Source organism: Rhodococcus sp. KB6 (assembly GCF_001445685.1).
Lineage (GTDB): Bacteria > Actinomycetota > Actinomycetes > Mycobacteriales > Mycobacteriaceae > Rhodococcus_F > Rhodococcus_F qingshengii.
In genome coordinates this window covers 19,736-35,221 of sequence record NZ_LNAK01000020.1, presented here as the reverse complement: position 1 = coordinate 35,221, position 15,486 = coordinate 19,736, and the positions used below count along the sequence as shown (strand labels likewise).

The window sequence follows — 15,486 nt, the reverse complement described above, 5'->3', positions numbered from 1 at the left end:
GCTAACCCAAATCAGAAAGCGGGTGGGGAAAAACAACTGGCCGCCACCGGGGAGAACCCGTGGCCACCAGCGGGGAGAACTACTGGCCGCCTACGGGGAGAACTTCGTGGCCATTGACACTCGGCCGACGGAGTGGTGTCGAAGACGCTGATTTGCTCGAGTTCGTTCAGTCGGTATTCGCCTGGTCGGATATCGCCGTCGTCACGGCTGCACGAGGACACCGCAGCGCCGAGATCACTCGCGCGATTGTGGAGGAGGAACGGCGTGCGGCCTTTGTTCGGGGAGTGCTGTTCGGGACGGTGCCGTCCTCTGACCTCAGCCTGACCGCGGAGGCCTATGGCCTTGATTCGACGGGTGATTTCGTAGCCGTGAGGGCGCTCCTCGGGGATGGCGTCCAGAATCGAAAGCTGGAGATAGCGATGGGATTTCACGATTCTTCTCAGCGCAGGCAGGGCCTTTGCGCGGTGGTAGACGGCGCAATCGTCGGATTCGTGAGCGAGCCGCCGCCAGCCGACTGCGATGGTCTGGTCGGCCTCGGTTCGCCGAGGCCATTGAGGTACGTTGCGGAATCGTACCGACAGGCAACCCGCGCGTTGATGACTTTGCAGGCTTGCGGTCTCCACGGGGCACACGACTTGGCATCGCTCGGTCTGCGAGCGGCGGTGGCGATGGACGCTGATGTCAGCGACATGATTCGTGCGCGCTACCTCGATCCGTTATCCGGGGACTCGGCTCGAGAGTTGATTGTCACCCTGCGGGCCTTTCTCGCCTGCGACATGCATGTGGAGCGGACTGCCACGCGGCTGTTCGTTCACCAGAACACGGTGCGATACAGGATTGCCAGGTTCGAAGAATTGACCGGCGCCAATCTGCGTGAGACCCAGGTTGTCATCGAAGTGTGGTGGGCGGTGGCACTTTCGGAGATGAGTTTGTAGCCGCCGCCAAACCACGGGGGAGACTGTCAAAAAGGATCCGGCCGGAGCGACGCTTGAGCGCGTCGACGTCCAGCGACACGCACCCTTTGAAGATCCTGCTTGTATGCATGGGATTGAATCACCAGGACTGCAATGTAGATTTCGAGTCTCTGGAACCGCAAGACTCACAATGTTTCCGGGTGCGATGTGTTTGAAGGTACTTGCCATTGTCGCACCGTTTTGGATGGAAAAATTCCCGAATCGCACACGGATTCCTTCCGGGGAATCTGCCATTGGAGTGCGCTCCAAGGCTCGTTGCAAATCTTCGGGGATGGCTCCGTTGTTTAGCACCGAAACCGAAGGAAGACTCACGACGAGCAGCTCATCAGTTGTGCTCGATTCGCGAATCTCGCGTCGGCGCCCGCATTTCGGAGAATGGGAGATACGTTCGCGATGTCAACACCGCGCGTCGAGACACGTTCGTGGGTTACCCGCGGGCTGGTAATGGGTGGGGTGCTTGTCGTAACACGGGCGGTCGTTGGCCACACGGTCGGCATCTGGCCGTCGCACGGAACCGCGCTGCGCATGCTGGGCTTGGGCATCATCATTGCCGTAGCGCTGTCCTGGGGCTTCTCTGACGGAAGACGTGACCGCAGTAAGCATCCGGACCCTGACCGAGGGGGCGAGGATTTGACTGTTCGGTGGTTGGCTGCTGGGGCTCTCGCCGGCTTTTCGGGTGGTCTCGTCGTCTGGCTGGTCGGGAAAGTCGGACTGGAGGTGGGGGACAAGTCGCTGCTCTTCGAGATGACCTCTGGTGCGGCTTGGACGATTCTGCTGGTGTTCCTCGCCGCGATGGTGGGCAAGGTGTTTGGCGCAGGGCTCGCGGCCCGTTCGCTGGCGGCCGCACCTCCTGTTCGTTACTCCGTGACTGCGGCCGAAAGGTAGACGGCGAATGCCTGCTTTGACGAAGATCGTACTCAAACCTCTCGGCTCCATCGGGGAGTTCTTCGCGATGTCTGCGGAGGCATTCCGCGGCATGGCGGTCTGGCCATTTCAGTGGCGTGAGTTCTTGGACCAGTGCTGGTTCATCGTGCGGGTCTCTCTCGTTCCGACTGTGCTTGTGGCGCTCCCTTTTACCGCTCTGATCAGCTTCACGTTCAATATCTTGGCGGCGGAGTTCGGTGCGTCGGATATTGCGGGCGCGGGTGCAACATTGGGGGCAGTCACCCAGGTAGGGCCGGTCGTGACGGTGTTGGTGGTGGCGGGCGCCGGTGCGACCGCGATTTGCGCCGACTTGGGTTCACGAACCATTCGCGAGGAAATCGACGCCATGGAAGTCCTCGGAATCGACCCGATCGTGCGGTTGGTATCGCCGCGTGTGCTGGCATCGACGCTCGTCGCCCTACTTCTCAACGCGGTGGTGTGCGCGATCGGCATCGTCGGCAGCTTCATATTTTCGGTATTTTTTCAGAACGTCCCCCCCGGTGCTTTCGTCGACGGCATTCCGTTGTTGACAGGGTTGCCGGAGCTGGTGATCTCGGAGATCAAGGCCGGCGCCTTCGGGCTTATTGCAGCACTGATCGCGTGCTATCGCGGACTGACAGTGAAGGGCGGACCCAAGAGCGTCGGCCAGGCCGTCAATGAAACGGTCGTTTACGCGTTTATGGCGTTGTTCGTGGTCAACGTCGTAATGACCGCCATCGGAATCAGAATGACGAGCAGGTAATGATGACAATCGCTACTGGGCGAGCTGGCGGGTTTGATCGGCTCCGGTCGAAGACTGTTGTGCGACTGAAAAGTTCGAAGAAGTCGCTGGACGAGATCGGGCACCAAGCGGACTTTTACCGCAAGTCGATTCTCGAGATACCGATCGCGGTCAAGAATTACCGGCGTGAGACGGTGCGGTTGGTCGCCGAGGTTGCCCTCGGTAACGGTGCGCTGGCTTTGATCGGCGGCACGGTCGTGATCTGCGGTTTCTTGACCTTGTCGGCGGGGACTGTGGTAGCGCTTCAGGGCTACGTCTCGCTGGGAAACATCGGAGTGGAGGCGTTGACCGGCTTCTTTGCGGCATATGTGAATGTGCGGATCGCCGCGCCAGTGATCGCCGGGGTGGGACTCGCCGCGACCATCGGCGCCGGAGCGACAGCTCAACTGGGCGCAATGCGAATTTCCGAGGAGATCGACGCACTCGAAGTGATGGGGGTGCGGTCCGTCCCGTATTTGGCGTCGACGCGGATCGTGGCCGGGATGATCGCGATCATCCCGATCTACAGCGTTGCGGTCATCGCTTCGTTCATTGCAAGCCGCACGATCACGGTGGTCGTCTGGGGCCAATCCGGCGGTGTCTACGACCACTACTTCGCCTCGTTCCTCAATCCGACGGACCTCCTGTGGTCGTTTCTGCAGGCAATTCTCATGGGACTGGTTGTCATGCTTATCCACACCTATTTCGGCTACAACGCCTCCGGCGGACCTGCCGGCGTCGGTGAAGCTGTCGGTCGTGCGGTCCGCGCGTCGTTGGCAGCGGTCGTGTTCGTCACCCTTGCCGTCTCCCTGGCCGTCTACGGCGTGTCGGGCAACTTCAACTTCGCCGGATGAGCGGTTCGGCGCGGGGTGGGACGCGGCAACCGCACTACACCACCGCCGGTGTGCTCTTCATTCTTGTCTTGGTACTGGTCGCAGCGTTCGTCGCCTTCCAGTTCCGAGGAAAGTTCACCAAGACCGTCGATGTCGCTCTATTAGCGCAGCGCTCCGGACTCAATCTAGAACCGGGAACACGGGTGAAGTTGCTCGACGTTCAGGTCGGCCGGATTGGAGAGGTCGAAGAAGTCGATGGCTATGCGAAGATTCACCTCGATCTGTTTCCGGAACATGCCGGGTCGATCCCGGCGAATGTCGATGCGACGATCGACTCGACGACGGTGTTCGGCGCTAAGTACGTCAACCTACGACTTCCAAAAGAGCCGTCCGCACAATCGATATCGAGTGGCGACACGATCGATACGCGGCACATCACACCTGAGCTGAACACGCTGTTCGAGCGGCTGACGACTGTACTCAGAGCGGTCTCGCCCGAGGATCTCAATGCCACATTGGCCGCGGTGTCGGATGCCTTTCGGGGCCGCGGCGAACAGGTCGGTCGCACCCTAGAGAACGCCGATTCCTACCTGAACGCGTTGCGGCCGAGTTTGGACAATCTGCAGCGCGATGCAGTCGTAACAGCCGAGGTCGCCAACTTGTACGCCGATGTCGCGCCGAGTTTTCTGGCGAGTGTGGAGTCGCTGACCACCACCGGCTCGACGGTCGTGGAGAAGGCCGAGGATCTGGACCGGTTGCTGCTTGCCGCAATCGATTTCGGACAATCCGCAAGCCAGGTGCTGAACGACAACCAGACGATGATCGTGGAGGTGCTGGCAAATCTGGTCCCGACTACGCAGCTCCTCGACGAGTACTCGCCGGAGTTCGCCTGCTTCTTCCGGGGATTGGACGAGGCGCGTGCCGTGGTAGAGGGAGCCGTAGGTGGCACAGTGCCTGGCCTCAACATCAGTGGCACGGTCCTCGCTGGTGATATGCCCTATAGCTACCCACGCGACGTGCCGGTGGTGGCTGCGAGCGGCGGTCCCCGCTGTGGGCGGCTTCCGTCGCTGAAGACGGTTGACGGTCCGGCTCCCTACGTTGTCACCGACACCGGAGTCAACCCGTTCGCCCCGAACAATCGGCCAGCACAACTCAACGTCCTCGACTTTATGCTCTACGGCGTGCCGGGAGGCCTGTGATGAACAAGGCGGCAATCAAGTTCGGAGTGTTCGGAATCGCGATGCTGTTCGTTTTGGTCCTGCTGATCCTGGTTCTGGGCCAGATCCGCCTCGACAGCCGTACCGCTTACCATGCGGACTTCGCGGATGTCTCAGGTTTGACCGCGGGCCAGGTAGTCCGCATCTCGGGGGTTGATGTTGGACGTGTTCAGGAAGTCGACCTGGACGGACGAACGGCACGCGTCACGTTCGACGTGGTCGACAATATTCGACTGACGCCGGACGCGATGCTGCAGGTGCGCTATCAGAATCTGCTGGGAGACCGGTATCTGGAAGTTACGAACGGCGCCGATATCGCCGACCCGATGCCGGCGGACGCTACGTACCCGTCCGCCCAGACCACACCTGCTCTAGACGTCGACGCGCTGCTCGGCGGACTCGCTCCGCTGACGCGATCGCTCGCCCCCGCACAGATCGACCGATTGTCGGGTGAACTTCTGCAAGTGCTGCAAGGTCAAGGCGGAACGGTCACCGGGATTCTGCAGCAAGTCGCGGCACTGACCAGCCACCTCGCAGACCGCGACGCGCTGATCGGTGCTGTGATCACCAACCTCGGCACCGTCCTACAGACTGTCGGCGACGACAGCGGTGCACTGTCGAGCATCATCGACCAGCTGCAGGGCTTGGTGACCAGGTTGTCGGAGCAGAGCGCGCCGATCTCCGACGCGTTGGTCTCCGTCAACGCTGGATCGGCGGCACTAGCTGACCTGCTGCTCGACGACCGCTCCGCAATCTCCGGCGACATCGCCCAATTGAACAGAACCGCAACGGTTCTCGACGATGGAAGCGCGCAGATAGAAGCAGTCCTCACCGAATTGCCTCAAGCATACCGGCAGCTGAGCAGACTGGGATCCTATGGCAGCTTCTTCAACTTCTACCTGTGCGCCGTCACGCTCGAAGTCGACGGCCCCGGTGGGGCTCCCATCATCGCCAAGCTCGTCCAGCAGCAACAGGGTAGGTGTGTGACACCGCAATGATCAACTTCAAGAGCAAGAACACCACCCGATCCGGCGCGATCGGCGTCATGTTGATTGCCGCCACTGTGGCGGCCGTGTCGAACTACGACACACTGCCGCTCGTCGATTCCAACCGTGAGATCCGCGCAATCTTCGCCGACGCCGGCGGCGTCAAGACGGGCGACAAGGTCGAATTCGTCGGCGTGCGCGTTGGCAAGGTCAGCGAGATCGAGCTGCGTGGCACCGATGTCGAGGTGACCATGTCGGTACGAGGCGATCTCGAGTTAGGCGCGGAGCCGAGTGCGCAGATTCGGACCCGTGCGGTCCTCGGTGCCAAGGCGATTGTCCTGGTACCCAGCGACGACGATGACGGATTCGATGCCGACGATGCGATCCCGCTTGCGCGCACCCGGGCTCCGTACGATCTGCCGACGGAGGTTGGAAAACTGGCCGCCAACATCGAAGACATCAACACCGATCAGCTGTCGGACGCCTTGGATGCGACCTCCGATGTGCTGAAAGATACCGCTCCCGAGCTACGCACGGCACTCGATGGTGTTGCGCGACTGTCGGATACGCTCGGATCGCGGGACAAGGCATTGACGGCGCTGCTGCAGAACGGGGCCGCCGTCACGGGCGTGCTCGCCGAGCGCCGCAGCCAGATCAACGCGTTGGTGCTCGACGGCAATACGCTCTTCGCCGCCATCGATGCGCGACGCGATGCGTTGGAGTCGTTGACTACGAACCTTGCGTTGGTCTCCAAGCAGATCAGTGGATTGGTTGCTGACAACCGAGAGCAGCTTGCGCCGACCCTCGAACGTGTCAACCGAGTGCTGGAGTTGCTTGGACGCAACAAGGCTTCGCTGGACGAGGCGATACCGGGACTGGCGAACTACGCTCGTACGCTCAACGAAGCGTTGGGTAGCGGTCCGTTCTTCCAGGCCTACGTCGCTAATCTCATTCCTGGACAATTCATTCAACCGTTCATCGATGCGGCCCTAGGTGATGGCCGCGTGCCAGCCCCGCCTGCCGCCCCCACGCCGACGAACGGACCACGATGAGAGTGAAACCTAAATCCATCTCCATTGCCGCTGGGGTGGCGATTCTTGCGGCACTTGCCCTGCTGTCGTACGTACTAGTCCCCAGGTTGACGACCAACTCGGTTACCGCTTACTTTCCGGTAGCGGTCGGACTGTTTCCGGGTGATTCGGTCCGCATTCTGGGCGTCGATGTCGGCTCGGTCGAAAAGGTGACACCGGAAGGTACCCGCGTCGCTGTGCAGATTCGAGTCGATAAGAAGTGGGATCTGCCCGAGAATGTCCAGGCCGTTATTCTTGCGCCCACGCTTGTCACCACTCGCTCTATCCAGCTCACCCCGGCCTATACCGGAGGTCCGACTCTCGGCGACGGGGGCCGCATCCCCGAAGAGCGCACCGCAATGCCCGTCGAATGGGACGTGATCAAAGAGCAGCTCACACGGCTGACCAAACGTTTTGGGCCGCAAGGTGAACAGGGCGAACAGACCGGTTCGCTGAGCGAGTTCGTCACCGAAGCCGCAGGGAACGCGCGAGGTAATGGTGGGACGCTGCACGACACTCTCGACAAACTCGCGCGCACCACGACCGCGCTGTCGGACGGCCGGACCGACCTGTTCTCCATGGTGCGTGATCTTTCGATGCTGGTCGACGCGATGTCGCAGAGCCATGAAGAAATCGTCGCGTTCAACGGGCACCTGACATCGGTGACGCAGTTGCTGGGCGACAGCGAGACCGAGCTGGGGGACTCCGTCGCCGATCTTGATCAAGCGGTCATCGACATTGCGTCATTCGTCCGCGACAACAAGGATGGTCTCGGCACCGCGGTCGACCAGCTCGGCACCGCAACGCAGGCGCTGGTCGACAAGCGACGCGATCTCGAACAGGTATTCCACATCGCACCGACAACGCTCGTCAACCTCTTCAATATCTACCAGCCGGCGCAGAACTCCCTGACAGGCGCGCCCGTTCTGTCGAACACGGCCAACCCTGTCCAGTTCATTTGTGGAGCGATCGCTGGCGCTGGTGAATTGGGCGCGGAGGAGGCGACCAACCTATGCATCCAGTACCTCGGTCCACTGTTGAAGACGTTGGCGTTCAACCACAGTTCGCTTGGCGCCGTCATCGGCAATTCCGTCGGCGCCTTGCCAGATCAAATCGTGTACAGCGAACCCGGACTGGAGGGTCCGATAAGCACCGGTGCAGAGTCCCAGTTGCGTATTCCACCCTCGTTACCGACGCTGCCAGCGACGGCCGGCCTGCCCGGGCTGCTGTTGCCCGCCCTTCCTGCGCTACCTGGGATGGGTCCCCGATGACGACGAGCACGCACACCGCGAGGAGGGTCATTGTGAGGGCATTCTTATGCGGATTGATCCTCGCACTCGCTCTCACAGGCTGCGGTTGGACCGGCCTCAATCAGCTTGCACTCCCTGGTGCCGAGGGAGAAGGAGAAGGCGCGTGGACTGTCGTGATCGAGATGCCCGATGTCGCGACGCTTACGGAGAATGCGCGGGTTCGGGTCGCCGACGTCAACGTCGGGACCGTCCGCGGTATCGAGGTCGAAGATGACCACGCGCTAGTGACGGTGACACTGAACAAAGAGGTCGCGCTACCCACGAACACCACGGCCAAAATCGGATCCACCAGCTTGCTGGGGTCTGCGCACATCGAATTGCTCGCGCCGTCGGACCCGCAGGGCCAACTGCGCGACGGTGAACGGATTACGTTGGATCGTGCAGGCGCATACCCGACAACCGAACAGACTCTGTCGACGTTGTCGTTCCTGCTCAACGGAGGTGGGGTAGGAAATCTCGACGAGATCAACCGGGAAGTCAATCAGGCGCTTGCCGGACGCGAAGGCGTCGTTCGCAATCTGCTGGCCAACATCGAAGATTTCACGAGCCGCCTCAACGGCCAGCGCGATGACCTCGTCAGGGCGTTGGAGGGCATCGACCGGTTCAGCAACGTGGTTTCCGACGACAGCGCTGTGGTCGACGCCGGACTGAAGACTCTCGCCCCAGCGCTGACCACGCTGAACGAGCAGCGGGAGAATTTGAGTACCGCACTGCTCGCCATCGGCGACTTCGCCGACGCCGCGAATCGGGTAATCACTGGCAGCCGTGCGGAATTGGACGCCAATCTGCGTGCACTCGAGCCGGCGCTGCGCGGCCTCGGCGATGCAGGTCCGGCGCTGCCGTCGTCGCTGTCGCTTTTCGCGACGATTCCATTCCCGCTCAACACGTATAAAAACGCGATGCAGGGCGATTACACGAACTTGTATCTGAACCTCGACCTGACGACCAAGCGCGTCGATCAGGCACTCCTGACTGGCACGCCCGCAGCCGGCATGTTGGCTTCGCTCGGTGGGTTGATCGGACAGTTGCCGCCGATTTCTCCGATTCAGGACAATCCGTTGATCACCCCGTTGAACACTCCAGGTGACCGCTGATGTTATTGACCAAATTCGTTCGCGGCCAACTGATTGCGTTCGCAATCATTCTTGTCGTGTCGGTCGGCTGGATTGTCACCCAGTATCTGAGGGTACCGGCCATGATCGGGTTGGGCCGCAGCACAGTCGAACTGGTGCTGCCGTCCGGTGCTGGGTTGTACCCGAAATCGAACGTCACCTACCGCGGAGTGCAGGCAGGTGTCGTCGACGGCCTGCGGATCGAAGGCGACAACGTTGTCGTCACCATGTACCTCGACGACAGCCTCGACATCCCTACCGACCTGGATGCTGAAGTGCACAGCCGATCGGCGATCGGCGAGCAGTACATCGAACTATTGCCGCGGACGGATTCGGGTCCGTACCTCCGCGACGGTGACACAATCGAAAGTACGTTGGTGCCCACCTCTACCGCCGAACTGGTGGATTCGCTGCAAGTCGGGCTCGAGGACGTTTCAAGCGACGATCTGCACACGTTGATAGGCGAGAGCGGGGTCGCGTTCCGCAACTCCGGAAACGATCTTCAACAAATTCTCGACGGACTGAACCTCGTCATCGACGAAGGCCAGCAAAACCTCGCGCCGACGATCAATTTGATCGACAACTCCGGCGCATTGCTGGACACTCAGGTCGCGTCAGCAGACAACATCCGCTCGTCGACCGGTTACCTCCAGCAGATTTCCTCATCGGTCGCCAGAAACGACGATGCTCTTCGTGGACTGCTGGTCAACGGTGCATCAGCGGGCGTGGAAGCGGCCGATCTATTCCATCGGATAGCACCGACATTGCCTATCGCCCTGCGGAATGTGAACTCTGTCGCGGAAGTGCTCCGGATCTACAACATGAGTCTCGAGCAGATCTTTGTGGTCTATCCGCCGCTGGCGGCTGCCGCGCAGAGTTTGGCCAAGGGGTCGAAGCCGGGAATGATCAACCTCGATTTCAACCTCGACATCAATGCGCCACCGCCGTGCCTGACGGGTTTCGTGCCACCGGAACAGCGCCGGTCACCGGCTGATCCGACAGTGATCGACAACCAGACACCGAATTACTGCGCCGTCGCAGATAGCGACCCTTACGTCGTGCGCGGTGCCCGCAATATTCCGTGCGTGGAAGTTCCGGGTGTGCGGGCAGCGGATGTCGATGCCTGTCGTATGGGTGGCTCGGTCCCGCTCGGCACAAACCCACCGATCGGAGGAAACTGAACATGAAGGTATTCGCGGCATTGCGAAGGACCGCCGGACCTCGTGAAATCTTTGCGAGTCCTAGGGCTCCTAAAAGACTCACAAGTGTTGTTCTGATCATCGCGGCAGCGATGTTCGCGGCATTCGCGGGCGTTCTCCTGCACGACCACCACGAGGCGTCCCATCGTATCGATCAAGACGCCTCAATCCTGAGCGCAGCCAACTCAGTAGTAACTGCGATGATTTCGGTACGTGACTCCTCGGCTGCCGACGACGTCAGGAAGGTCCTCGACCAGTCGACGGGGGCATTCAAGAATGACTTCGAGGCCCGCTCGCAGTCGTTCATCGGAGTCGTTCAAGAAGCAAAAGTTGTCACACAAGGCCAGGTCGTCGCCTCGGGCATAGAGCGCCGCGACAGCGACTCCGCCGTCGTCCTCATCTCCGCTACGTCATCGGTCTCCAATGCAGCAGGCGCCGACAACGAGACGAGAAGCTGGCGACTTCGGGTCACGATGACAGACGACGATGGCCAATACAAGATGTCGAATGTGGAGTTTGTCGCATGAAAACCGAAGAGGTGCAAGCGGAAGCGCTCGCCGTTGCGGAAACGATCGAGGAGAAAAGCGACGTTGTAGACGACGCCTCATCACCTGCAGAAGATGCGCTCAGCTCGCAGCGTCGCCCTCGATGGGTGAGCGTGTGGTTCACTCTCGCCGTGTTGCTGGTCGCCTCCACCTTTGCCACCTGGGCGTATCTCTTTTTCGTCACGCGACCCGCTGACAATGCACTGGCACCTGCAAGACAACAGGCAGCGGTCGATGCCGCGGCTGACGCGGCAGTAGCAATTCTCACCTATAAGTCCGACACCGTCGACGCCGATCTCGAGGCGGCGACCAGCAGAGTGACCGGCACTTTCGGTGACTATTACCGAACCTTCACCCGCGACGTCGTAGCACCGGCTGCCAAAGAGAAACAGATCAGTACCTCGGCTACCGTTGTAGGAAAGGCGATCTCGGAATACCGTGCCGACAAGGCCACCGTCGTCGTTTTCCTGAATCAGGCCACGACCACTGCCGATGTGACCGAACCGACCGCGACGTCCACGACGATTCGGGTCGAAGTGGAACGCCACGGCGACAACTGGCTCGTCTCGAAGTTCGACCCGGCGTAAGGAGAATGCAGCCATGATCATCGATTTGGTAGAACCGATCGAGTACATAGTGAAAGCGATTGCGTACCTGTTGTTCCGCGGACAGCTCCCGCCCGCATGACGAGAATCGACGACCCGCGTCACAGAACGGCCAACGGCCATTTTAGTCTCCGCTGCCAGTGTCTAAGGTGCCGGGATGCCAACGTGCACAACCTGCGCTCTATATATCTCGACGGTGCCAGGAGGGGCAGACCATTGGACAACAGGGCAGCAGTGCTGCATACGAGAGTGGGTGGCGCTGTGACCTTTGCAGACGAGCCAACACCGTTAAAGCACGAACGCGGCGCATGCGAATCATCCATGGAGTCGATCGGTGAACTGCGACAACGAAATTGACAAAACCGAATTGATGAGCAGCTGACGGAGTCATGCCCTGACAAACTCGGTCAATGAACCCGCGTCGGATGTCGGCGCACTTGCAGACGCTGTCGGTCAAAGGTCCAGCCTGCGGCGACGCTGGTCGTTGACACCGCCGACGGTGTGGCTGCCGCTGTGCAATCCGCGAAGTCGGTTTGCGCTCTTGTCAAGCGGACGGTCAATCAACTGGGCGATCCTTCGCGGACCGACACGCATACCGATCGAGGACGAGGCCGACACGGATCTTCGCGCCAGGGGACTGCCGCCGTCCAGTGCCGCATTCACTGGACACCGTTGGGGAAGGTGGAATGTGGACGGCGCAGTCTGCGATTGGAAAACATCATCAGGATCGCTTTTGGTTTGAAAACGACGCCAGGCGCTCTGCTGAGTGGGTACCTTTCATGGGTTACCTCAGCCCGCAGGGGAGTGGGCTTGAATCGCACCGGAGTTTCCGGGGACTGATGTGCCCCGAGTCTCGTGGAGTCGCGATATTTGACTTCAGGCTACGGGTTGACGTGTGAAGTGTACGTTCTCGAACTCGATTCGGGGTGAGCATTCCGAGGGCACTGTGCCGGCGTTGGCGGTTGTGGAAGATCTCGAGACACTCGAACATAGCGTTGGCCAGTTCGATCCTCGTTTTCCATCGTTTCCGGTTCAAGAGTTCGGTTTGCATTCTGCCCCAGAATGATTCGATGACGGCATTGTCATAGCAATCGCCGACCGATCCCATCGACGGGACCAGTCCTGAGTTGTTGACCTGGCGGGTGAACGCCCGCGGTGTGAACTGATTGGGCTCACCCGGTGGAAGAAACACTCAAGGTCAGGGGGGTGTGGGCAGACCATCGGGTTGGGTGCGGGAGGTGACGGGCAGGGCTCCGATGAGGTCACCCGGCAGGTAGCCGATCTACGACGTGAACGGCTGAGTATCCGGCAGATCGCTGCACAGTTGAACCGATCGCCGTCGACGATCGCGCGAACTTCGACGCAACGCCTCTACCTCCGGGACGTATCGTCCCCACGAAGCCCATCGACGGGCCGTCGCTCGGCGAGCACGCCATCGTCAGCGGCGAATCGAATCTTCTGCCGAATTGTTCGACGCCGTGTCACAGTTGCTGGGCCAACGGTGGAGTCCGCAGCAGATCAGCCGCCATCTGACGACTCGATTTCCCGCCGAACCAGCTATGCGACTGTGCCACGAGAGCATCTACCAGGCCCTTTACCAGCCCGGATCCTTGCTGATGCGACCCTCACCACTAGCGCCGCAGCGGCAATCACCGTTGCGCACCGGCCGCCAGAATCGTCGTGCTCACGTTGCCGGCGACCGCCGTCGTCCCCGATTTGAACAGCCCATGCTCACTATCCACCAGCGCCCCGAGAGCGTCGCTGATCGGAGTGAAGCCGGCCATTGGGAAGGTGATCTCGTGCGCCACGAGGCGCTGTGTAACCGAGCGGAGGTGAAAGACCTGCGCCGTTGTGCTGTCGCAGCAGCATAGCGAAGCTGGGGGCAGTCTGAACCGGGAGACGCCGGTGAGGATGGCAAGCAGCCCCGACAACGACGGGACAGGCCAGCACTACCGGATGGTCTGGGTCCGGCAAGCATGAGGAGAAGGTGTACGAGAGAAACCAGTGTTCTAACGCCTCTCAAGTCTCCCGCCAGCTCTAACCCGGTGGATTCGGGCTGGTCTGCGATGCGCACCAACACCACTCGCGTTTCGGTGTTGGGAACTCCGGTTGCGGTTTAGGTCGCTGCCGCTGGAGGCCACGGTGAATGCCTGCGGCGTAGCCGTGGCGATATCGCAGGGGCATAGCTGGGCACCTCCCTCCTCGAGCGGTTCACAGTGAACGTGGGAACCACCATGAGGCTCCCGAACGCTGACCTTTTCCAGAGGTCAGCGGATCGGGTTGACGCGTCGTCTGTCGATGGCCTCGTGGTGGGGCGGAGGGGCCGTAGTAGTCCGAGCGAGGGAAAGCCTCGTACATGGCTAAGGGCCCCAGCGGAATTGATGCAGCGAACGAGACACGAACGGAGGCACTGGTGAATACTGGTGAGCTGTCATGGCCCGATCCCGATCGGGCGGCATGGCGGGTACGACAGATGCAACGCAAGCTGCACCACTGGGCGGTCGATGATCCCGATCGTCTCTTTGATGATGTGTTCAACCTCGTTCACCACCCGGATTTTCTCACCGTCGCGTGGGACCGGGTGCGGGGCAACAAGGGCGCGCGGTCAGCCGGCATGGACCGGCGCACACCTGCGTCCATTACGGGGGACGCCGAGACGGTGGCATTCCTGAATCAGGTTCGAGATCAGCTGAAGTCTCGAAGCTTTGCTCCACTTCCGGTGCGGGAGATACTCATTCCCAAGCCGGGGAGCAGCAAACTCAGGCGACTCGGTATCCCCACGGCGATGGACCGCACAGTGCAAGCGTCGTTGTTATTGGTGTTGGAGCCGATCTTCGAGGCGGATTTCAAGCCGGTCAGCTACGGCTTCCGCCCCCGACGTCGCGCTCAGGACGCGATCGCCGAGATACATGCGTTGGGGACCCGGACCTATCATTGGGTCTTCGAGGCGGATATCGCGGCGTGTTTCGACGAACTGGCCCACTCCGCGATCATGGAGCGGGTACGTACGCGGATCGTCGACAAACGTGTCCTTGCCTTGATCAAGGCATTCCTGAAGGCGGGCATCATGTCCGGCGACGGAACGGTCAGGGAATCCGATACCGGAACACCCCAGGGTGGCATACTGTCGCCGTTGCTGGCCAACATCGCTCTGACGGTGTTGGACGCACATTTCTGTGCGAAATGGGATGCTCATCTGACATCCCAGCGGCGAGATGCACACCGCAAGCGTGGCGGGGCCACCTATCGGAGCGTTCGTTACGCAGACGATTTCGTGATCATGGTGGCCGGAACCAAGGCGCACGCGGACGCATTGTGGGACGAAGTCGCGGATGTCATTGCCCCGCTGGGGTTGCGGCTATCCGTGGAAAAGACCCGAGTGTGTCACCTGGACGAGGGGTTCGACTTTTTGGGGTTCCGTATCCAGCGGCGCCGCAAGAAGGGAACCAACAAGATGAGTGTCTACACCTATCCGTCGAAGAAGGCGTTGCTTTCGATCATGGCGAAGGTGCGGGCGCTGACGAAGAAGGCACGTCATCATGGACTTGCTGATCTCCTCGGACGCCTTAATTCGGTGCTCCGGGGTTGGTGTGCGTATTTCCGTCACGGTGTGTCGAAGGCGACCTTCGGATACCTCGATTCCTTTGCCTGGCATCGGGTTACCCAATGGATGCTCAAACGGCACAAACGGATCACGTGGGCGGATCTCTACCGGCGTTTCCTGACCGGCAGGCCAGGTAATCGTCCGCAAGAGAACGGGATCATCATGTTTGACACCACCACTGTTCCGATTACTCGGTATCGGTGGCGGGCGAGCAATATCCCCACACCGTGGACCAGCGCGGGGGTTTCGGTCCCTGCCTGACAGTGGCAGTCCGTGGAGCGCCGGATGCGATGAAAGTCGCACGTCCGGTGCGGAGGGCGGGCCGGGGAAACGGGCTGGGAGTGATC

Annotated in this window: 13 protein-coding genes and 2 pseudogenes; 14 read left to right on the top strand and 1 reads right to left on the bottom strand. The window is 60.8% G+C overall.

Annotated elements, in window-relative coordinates:
* The first annotated feature begins 59 nt into the window (after positions 1–59).
* The 12 genes from ASU23_RS34690 to ASU23_RS03875 all read left to right on the top strand — a co-directional run bounded on the left by ASU23_RS34690 (position 60) and on the right by ASU23_RS03875 (position 11,517).
* On the top strand, positions 60–935 hold the full coding sequence (locus ASU23_RS34690; protein ID WP_253741179.1) for a CdaR family transcriptional regulator: 876 nt from the start codon (positions 60–62) through the stop codon (positions 933–935).
* 432 nt (positions 936–1,367) lie between these two features.
* Positions 1,368–1,859: a B-4DMT family transporter gene (locus tag ASU23_RS03925; protein WP_156423092.1), complete on the top strand. Its 492-nt coding sequence runs from the start codon at positions 1,368–1,370 to the stop codon at positions 1,857–1,859.
* Between the two features lie 7 nt (positions 1,860–1,866).
* The gene (locus tag ASU23_RS03920; protein WP_058037318.1) at positions 1,867–2,640 is read left to right on the top strand and encodes an ABC transporter permease; all 774 of its coding nucleotides are present in this window, start codon (positions 1,867–1,869) and stop codon (positions 2,638–2,640) included.
* Between the two features lie 2 nt (positions 2,641–2,642).
* Positions 2,643–3,512: an ABC transporter permease gene (locus ASU23_RS03915; protein ID WP_058037324.1), complete on the top strand. Its 870-nt coding sequence runs from the start codon at positions 2,643–2,645 to the stop codon at positions 3,510–3,512.
* Positions 3,509–4,690, top strand: coding sequence for an MCE family protein (locus ASU23_RS03910; RefSeq protein WP_058037317.1), 1,182 nt, complete (start codon positions 3,509–3,511; stop codon positions 4,688–4,690). Before ASU23_RS03915 ends, ASU23_RS03910 begins: the two co-directional genes overlap by 4 nt.
* Entirely contained in the window at positions 4,690–5,706 is a 1,017-nt protein-coding gene (locus tag ASU23_RS03905) for an MCE family protein (RefSeq protein ID WP_058037316.1), read from the top strand. Before ASU23_RS03910 ends, ASU23_RS03905 begins: the two co-directional genes overlap by 1 nt.
* Positions 5,703–6,746 (top strand): MCE family protein, encoded by a 1,044-nt coding sequence (locus ASU23_RS03900; protein WP_058037315.1) that lies wholly within the window; start codon positions 5,703–5,705, stop codon positions 6,744–6,746. Before ASU23_RS03905 ends, ASU23_RS03900 begins: the two co-directional genes overlap by 4 nt.
* Positions 6,743–8,035, top strand: coding sequence for an MCE family protein (locus ASU23_RS03895; protein ID WP_082661323.1), 1,293 nt, complete (start codon positions 6,743–6,745; stop codon positions 8,033–8,035). Before ASU23_RS03900 ends, ASU23_RS03895 begins: the two co-directional genes overlap by 4 nt.
* Positions 8,036–8,067: 32 nt before the next feature.
* Positions 8,068–9,168 (top strand): MCE family protein, encoded by a 1,101-nt coding sequence (locus ASU23_RS03890; protein ID WP_253741177.1) that lies wholly within the window; start codon positions 8,068–8,070, stop codon positions 9,166–9,168.
* On the top strand, positions 9,168–10,367 hold the full coding sequence (locus ASU23_RS03885; RefSeq protein WP_058037312.1) for an MCE family protein: 1,200 nt from the start codon (positions 9,168–9,170) through the stop codon (positions 10,365–10,367). The genes ASU23_RS03890 and ASU23_RS03885 overlap by 1 nt, the downstream gene beginning before the upstream one ends.
* Positions 10,368–10,369: 2 nt before the next feature.
* On the top strand, positions 10,370–10,912 hold the full coding sequence (locus ASU23_RS03880) for a hypothetical protein (protein ID WP_058037311.1): 543 nt from the start codon (positions 10,370–10,372) through the stop codon (positions 10,910–10,912).
* A complete protein-coding gene (locus tag ASU23_RS03875) occupies positions 10,909–11,517 on the top strand; it encodes a hypothetical protein (protein WP_082661322.1) in 609 nt (202 codons plus the stop codon). The genes ASU23_RS03880 and ASU23_RS03875 overlap by 4 nt, the downstream gene beginning before the upstream one ends.
* An 802-nt stretch (positions 11,518–12,319) precedes the next feature.
* Here ASU23_RS03875 and ASU23_RS35070 read toward each other — a convergent pair.
* Positions 12,320–12,700, bottom strand: a pseudogene (locus ASU23_RS35070) (integrase core domain-containing protein); the annotation flags it as partial.
* A gap of 54 nt (positions 12,701–12,754) precedes the next feature.
* Here ASU23_RS35070 and ASU23_RS33860 point away from each other — a divergent pair.
* A pseudogene (locus tag ASU23_RS33860) lies at positions 12,755–13,337 on the top strand (IS30 family transposase); the annotation flags it as partial.
* 611 nt (positions 13,338–13,948) lie between these two features.
* Positions 13,949–15,400: a group II intron reverse transcriptase/maturase gene (ltrA, locus tag ASU23_RS03865; RefSeq protein ID WP_172827008.1), complete on the top strand. Its 1,452-nt coding sequence runs from the start codon at positions 13,949–13,951 to the stop codon at positions 15,398–15,400.
* The last annotated feature ends 86 nt before the right edge of the window (positions 15,401–15,486 follow it).

Coding starts and splice junctions, on each gene's coding strand:
- ASU23_RS03925 (WP_156423092.1), top strand. CDS start 1,368: ATGTCAACACCGCGCGTCGAGACACGTTCGTGGGTTACCCGCGGGCTG.
- ASU23_RS03920 (WP_058037318.1), top strand. CDS start 1,867: ATGCCTGCTTTGACGAAGATCGTACTCAAACCTCTCGGCTCCATCGGG.
- ASU23_RS03915 (WP_058037324.1), top strand. CDS start 2,643: ATGACAATCGCTACTGGGCGAGCTGGCGGGTTTGATCGGCTCCGGTCG.
- ASU23_RS03910 (WP_058037317.1), top strand. CDS start 3,509: ATGAGCGGTTCGGCGCGGGGTGGGACGCGGCAACCGCACTACACCACC.
- ASU23_RS03905 (WP_058037316.1), top strand. CDS start 4,690: ATGAACAAGGCGGCAATCAAGTTCGGAGTGTTCGGAATCGCGATGCTG.
- ASU23_RS03900 (WP_058037315.1), top strand. CDS start 5,703: ATGATCAACTTCAAGAGCAAGAACACCACCCGATCCGGCGCGATCGGC.
- ASU23_RS03895 (WP_082661323.1), top strand. CDS start 6,743: ATGAGAGTGAAACCTAAATCCATCTCCATTGCCGCTGGGGTGGCGATT.
- ASU23_RS03885 (WP_058037312.1), top strand. CDS start 9,168: ATGTTATTGACCAAATTCGTTCGCGGCCAACTGATTGCGTTCGCAATC.
- ASU23_RS03880 (WP_058037311.1), top strand. CDS start 10,370: ATGAAGGTATTCGCGGCATTGCGAAGGACCGCCGGACCTCGTGAAATC.
- ASU23_RS03875 (WP_082661322.1), top strand. CDS start 10,909: ATGAAAACCGAAGAGGTGCAAGCGGAAGCGCTCGCCGTTGCGGAAACG.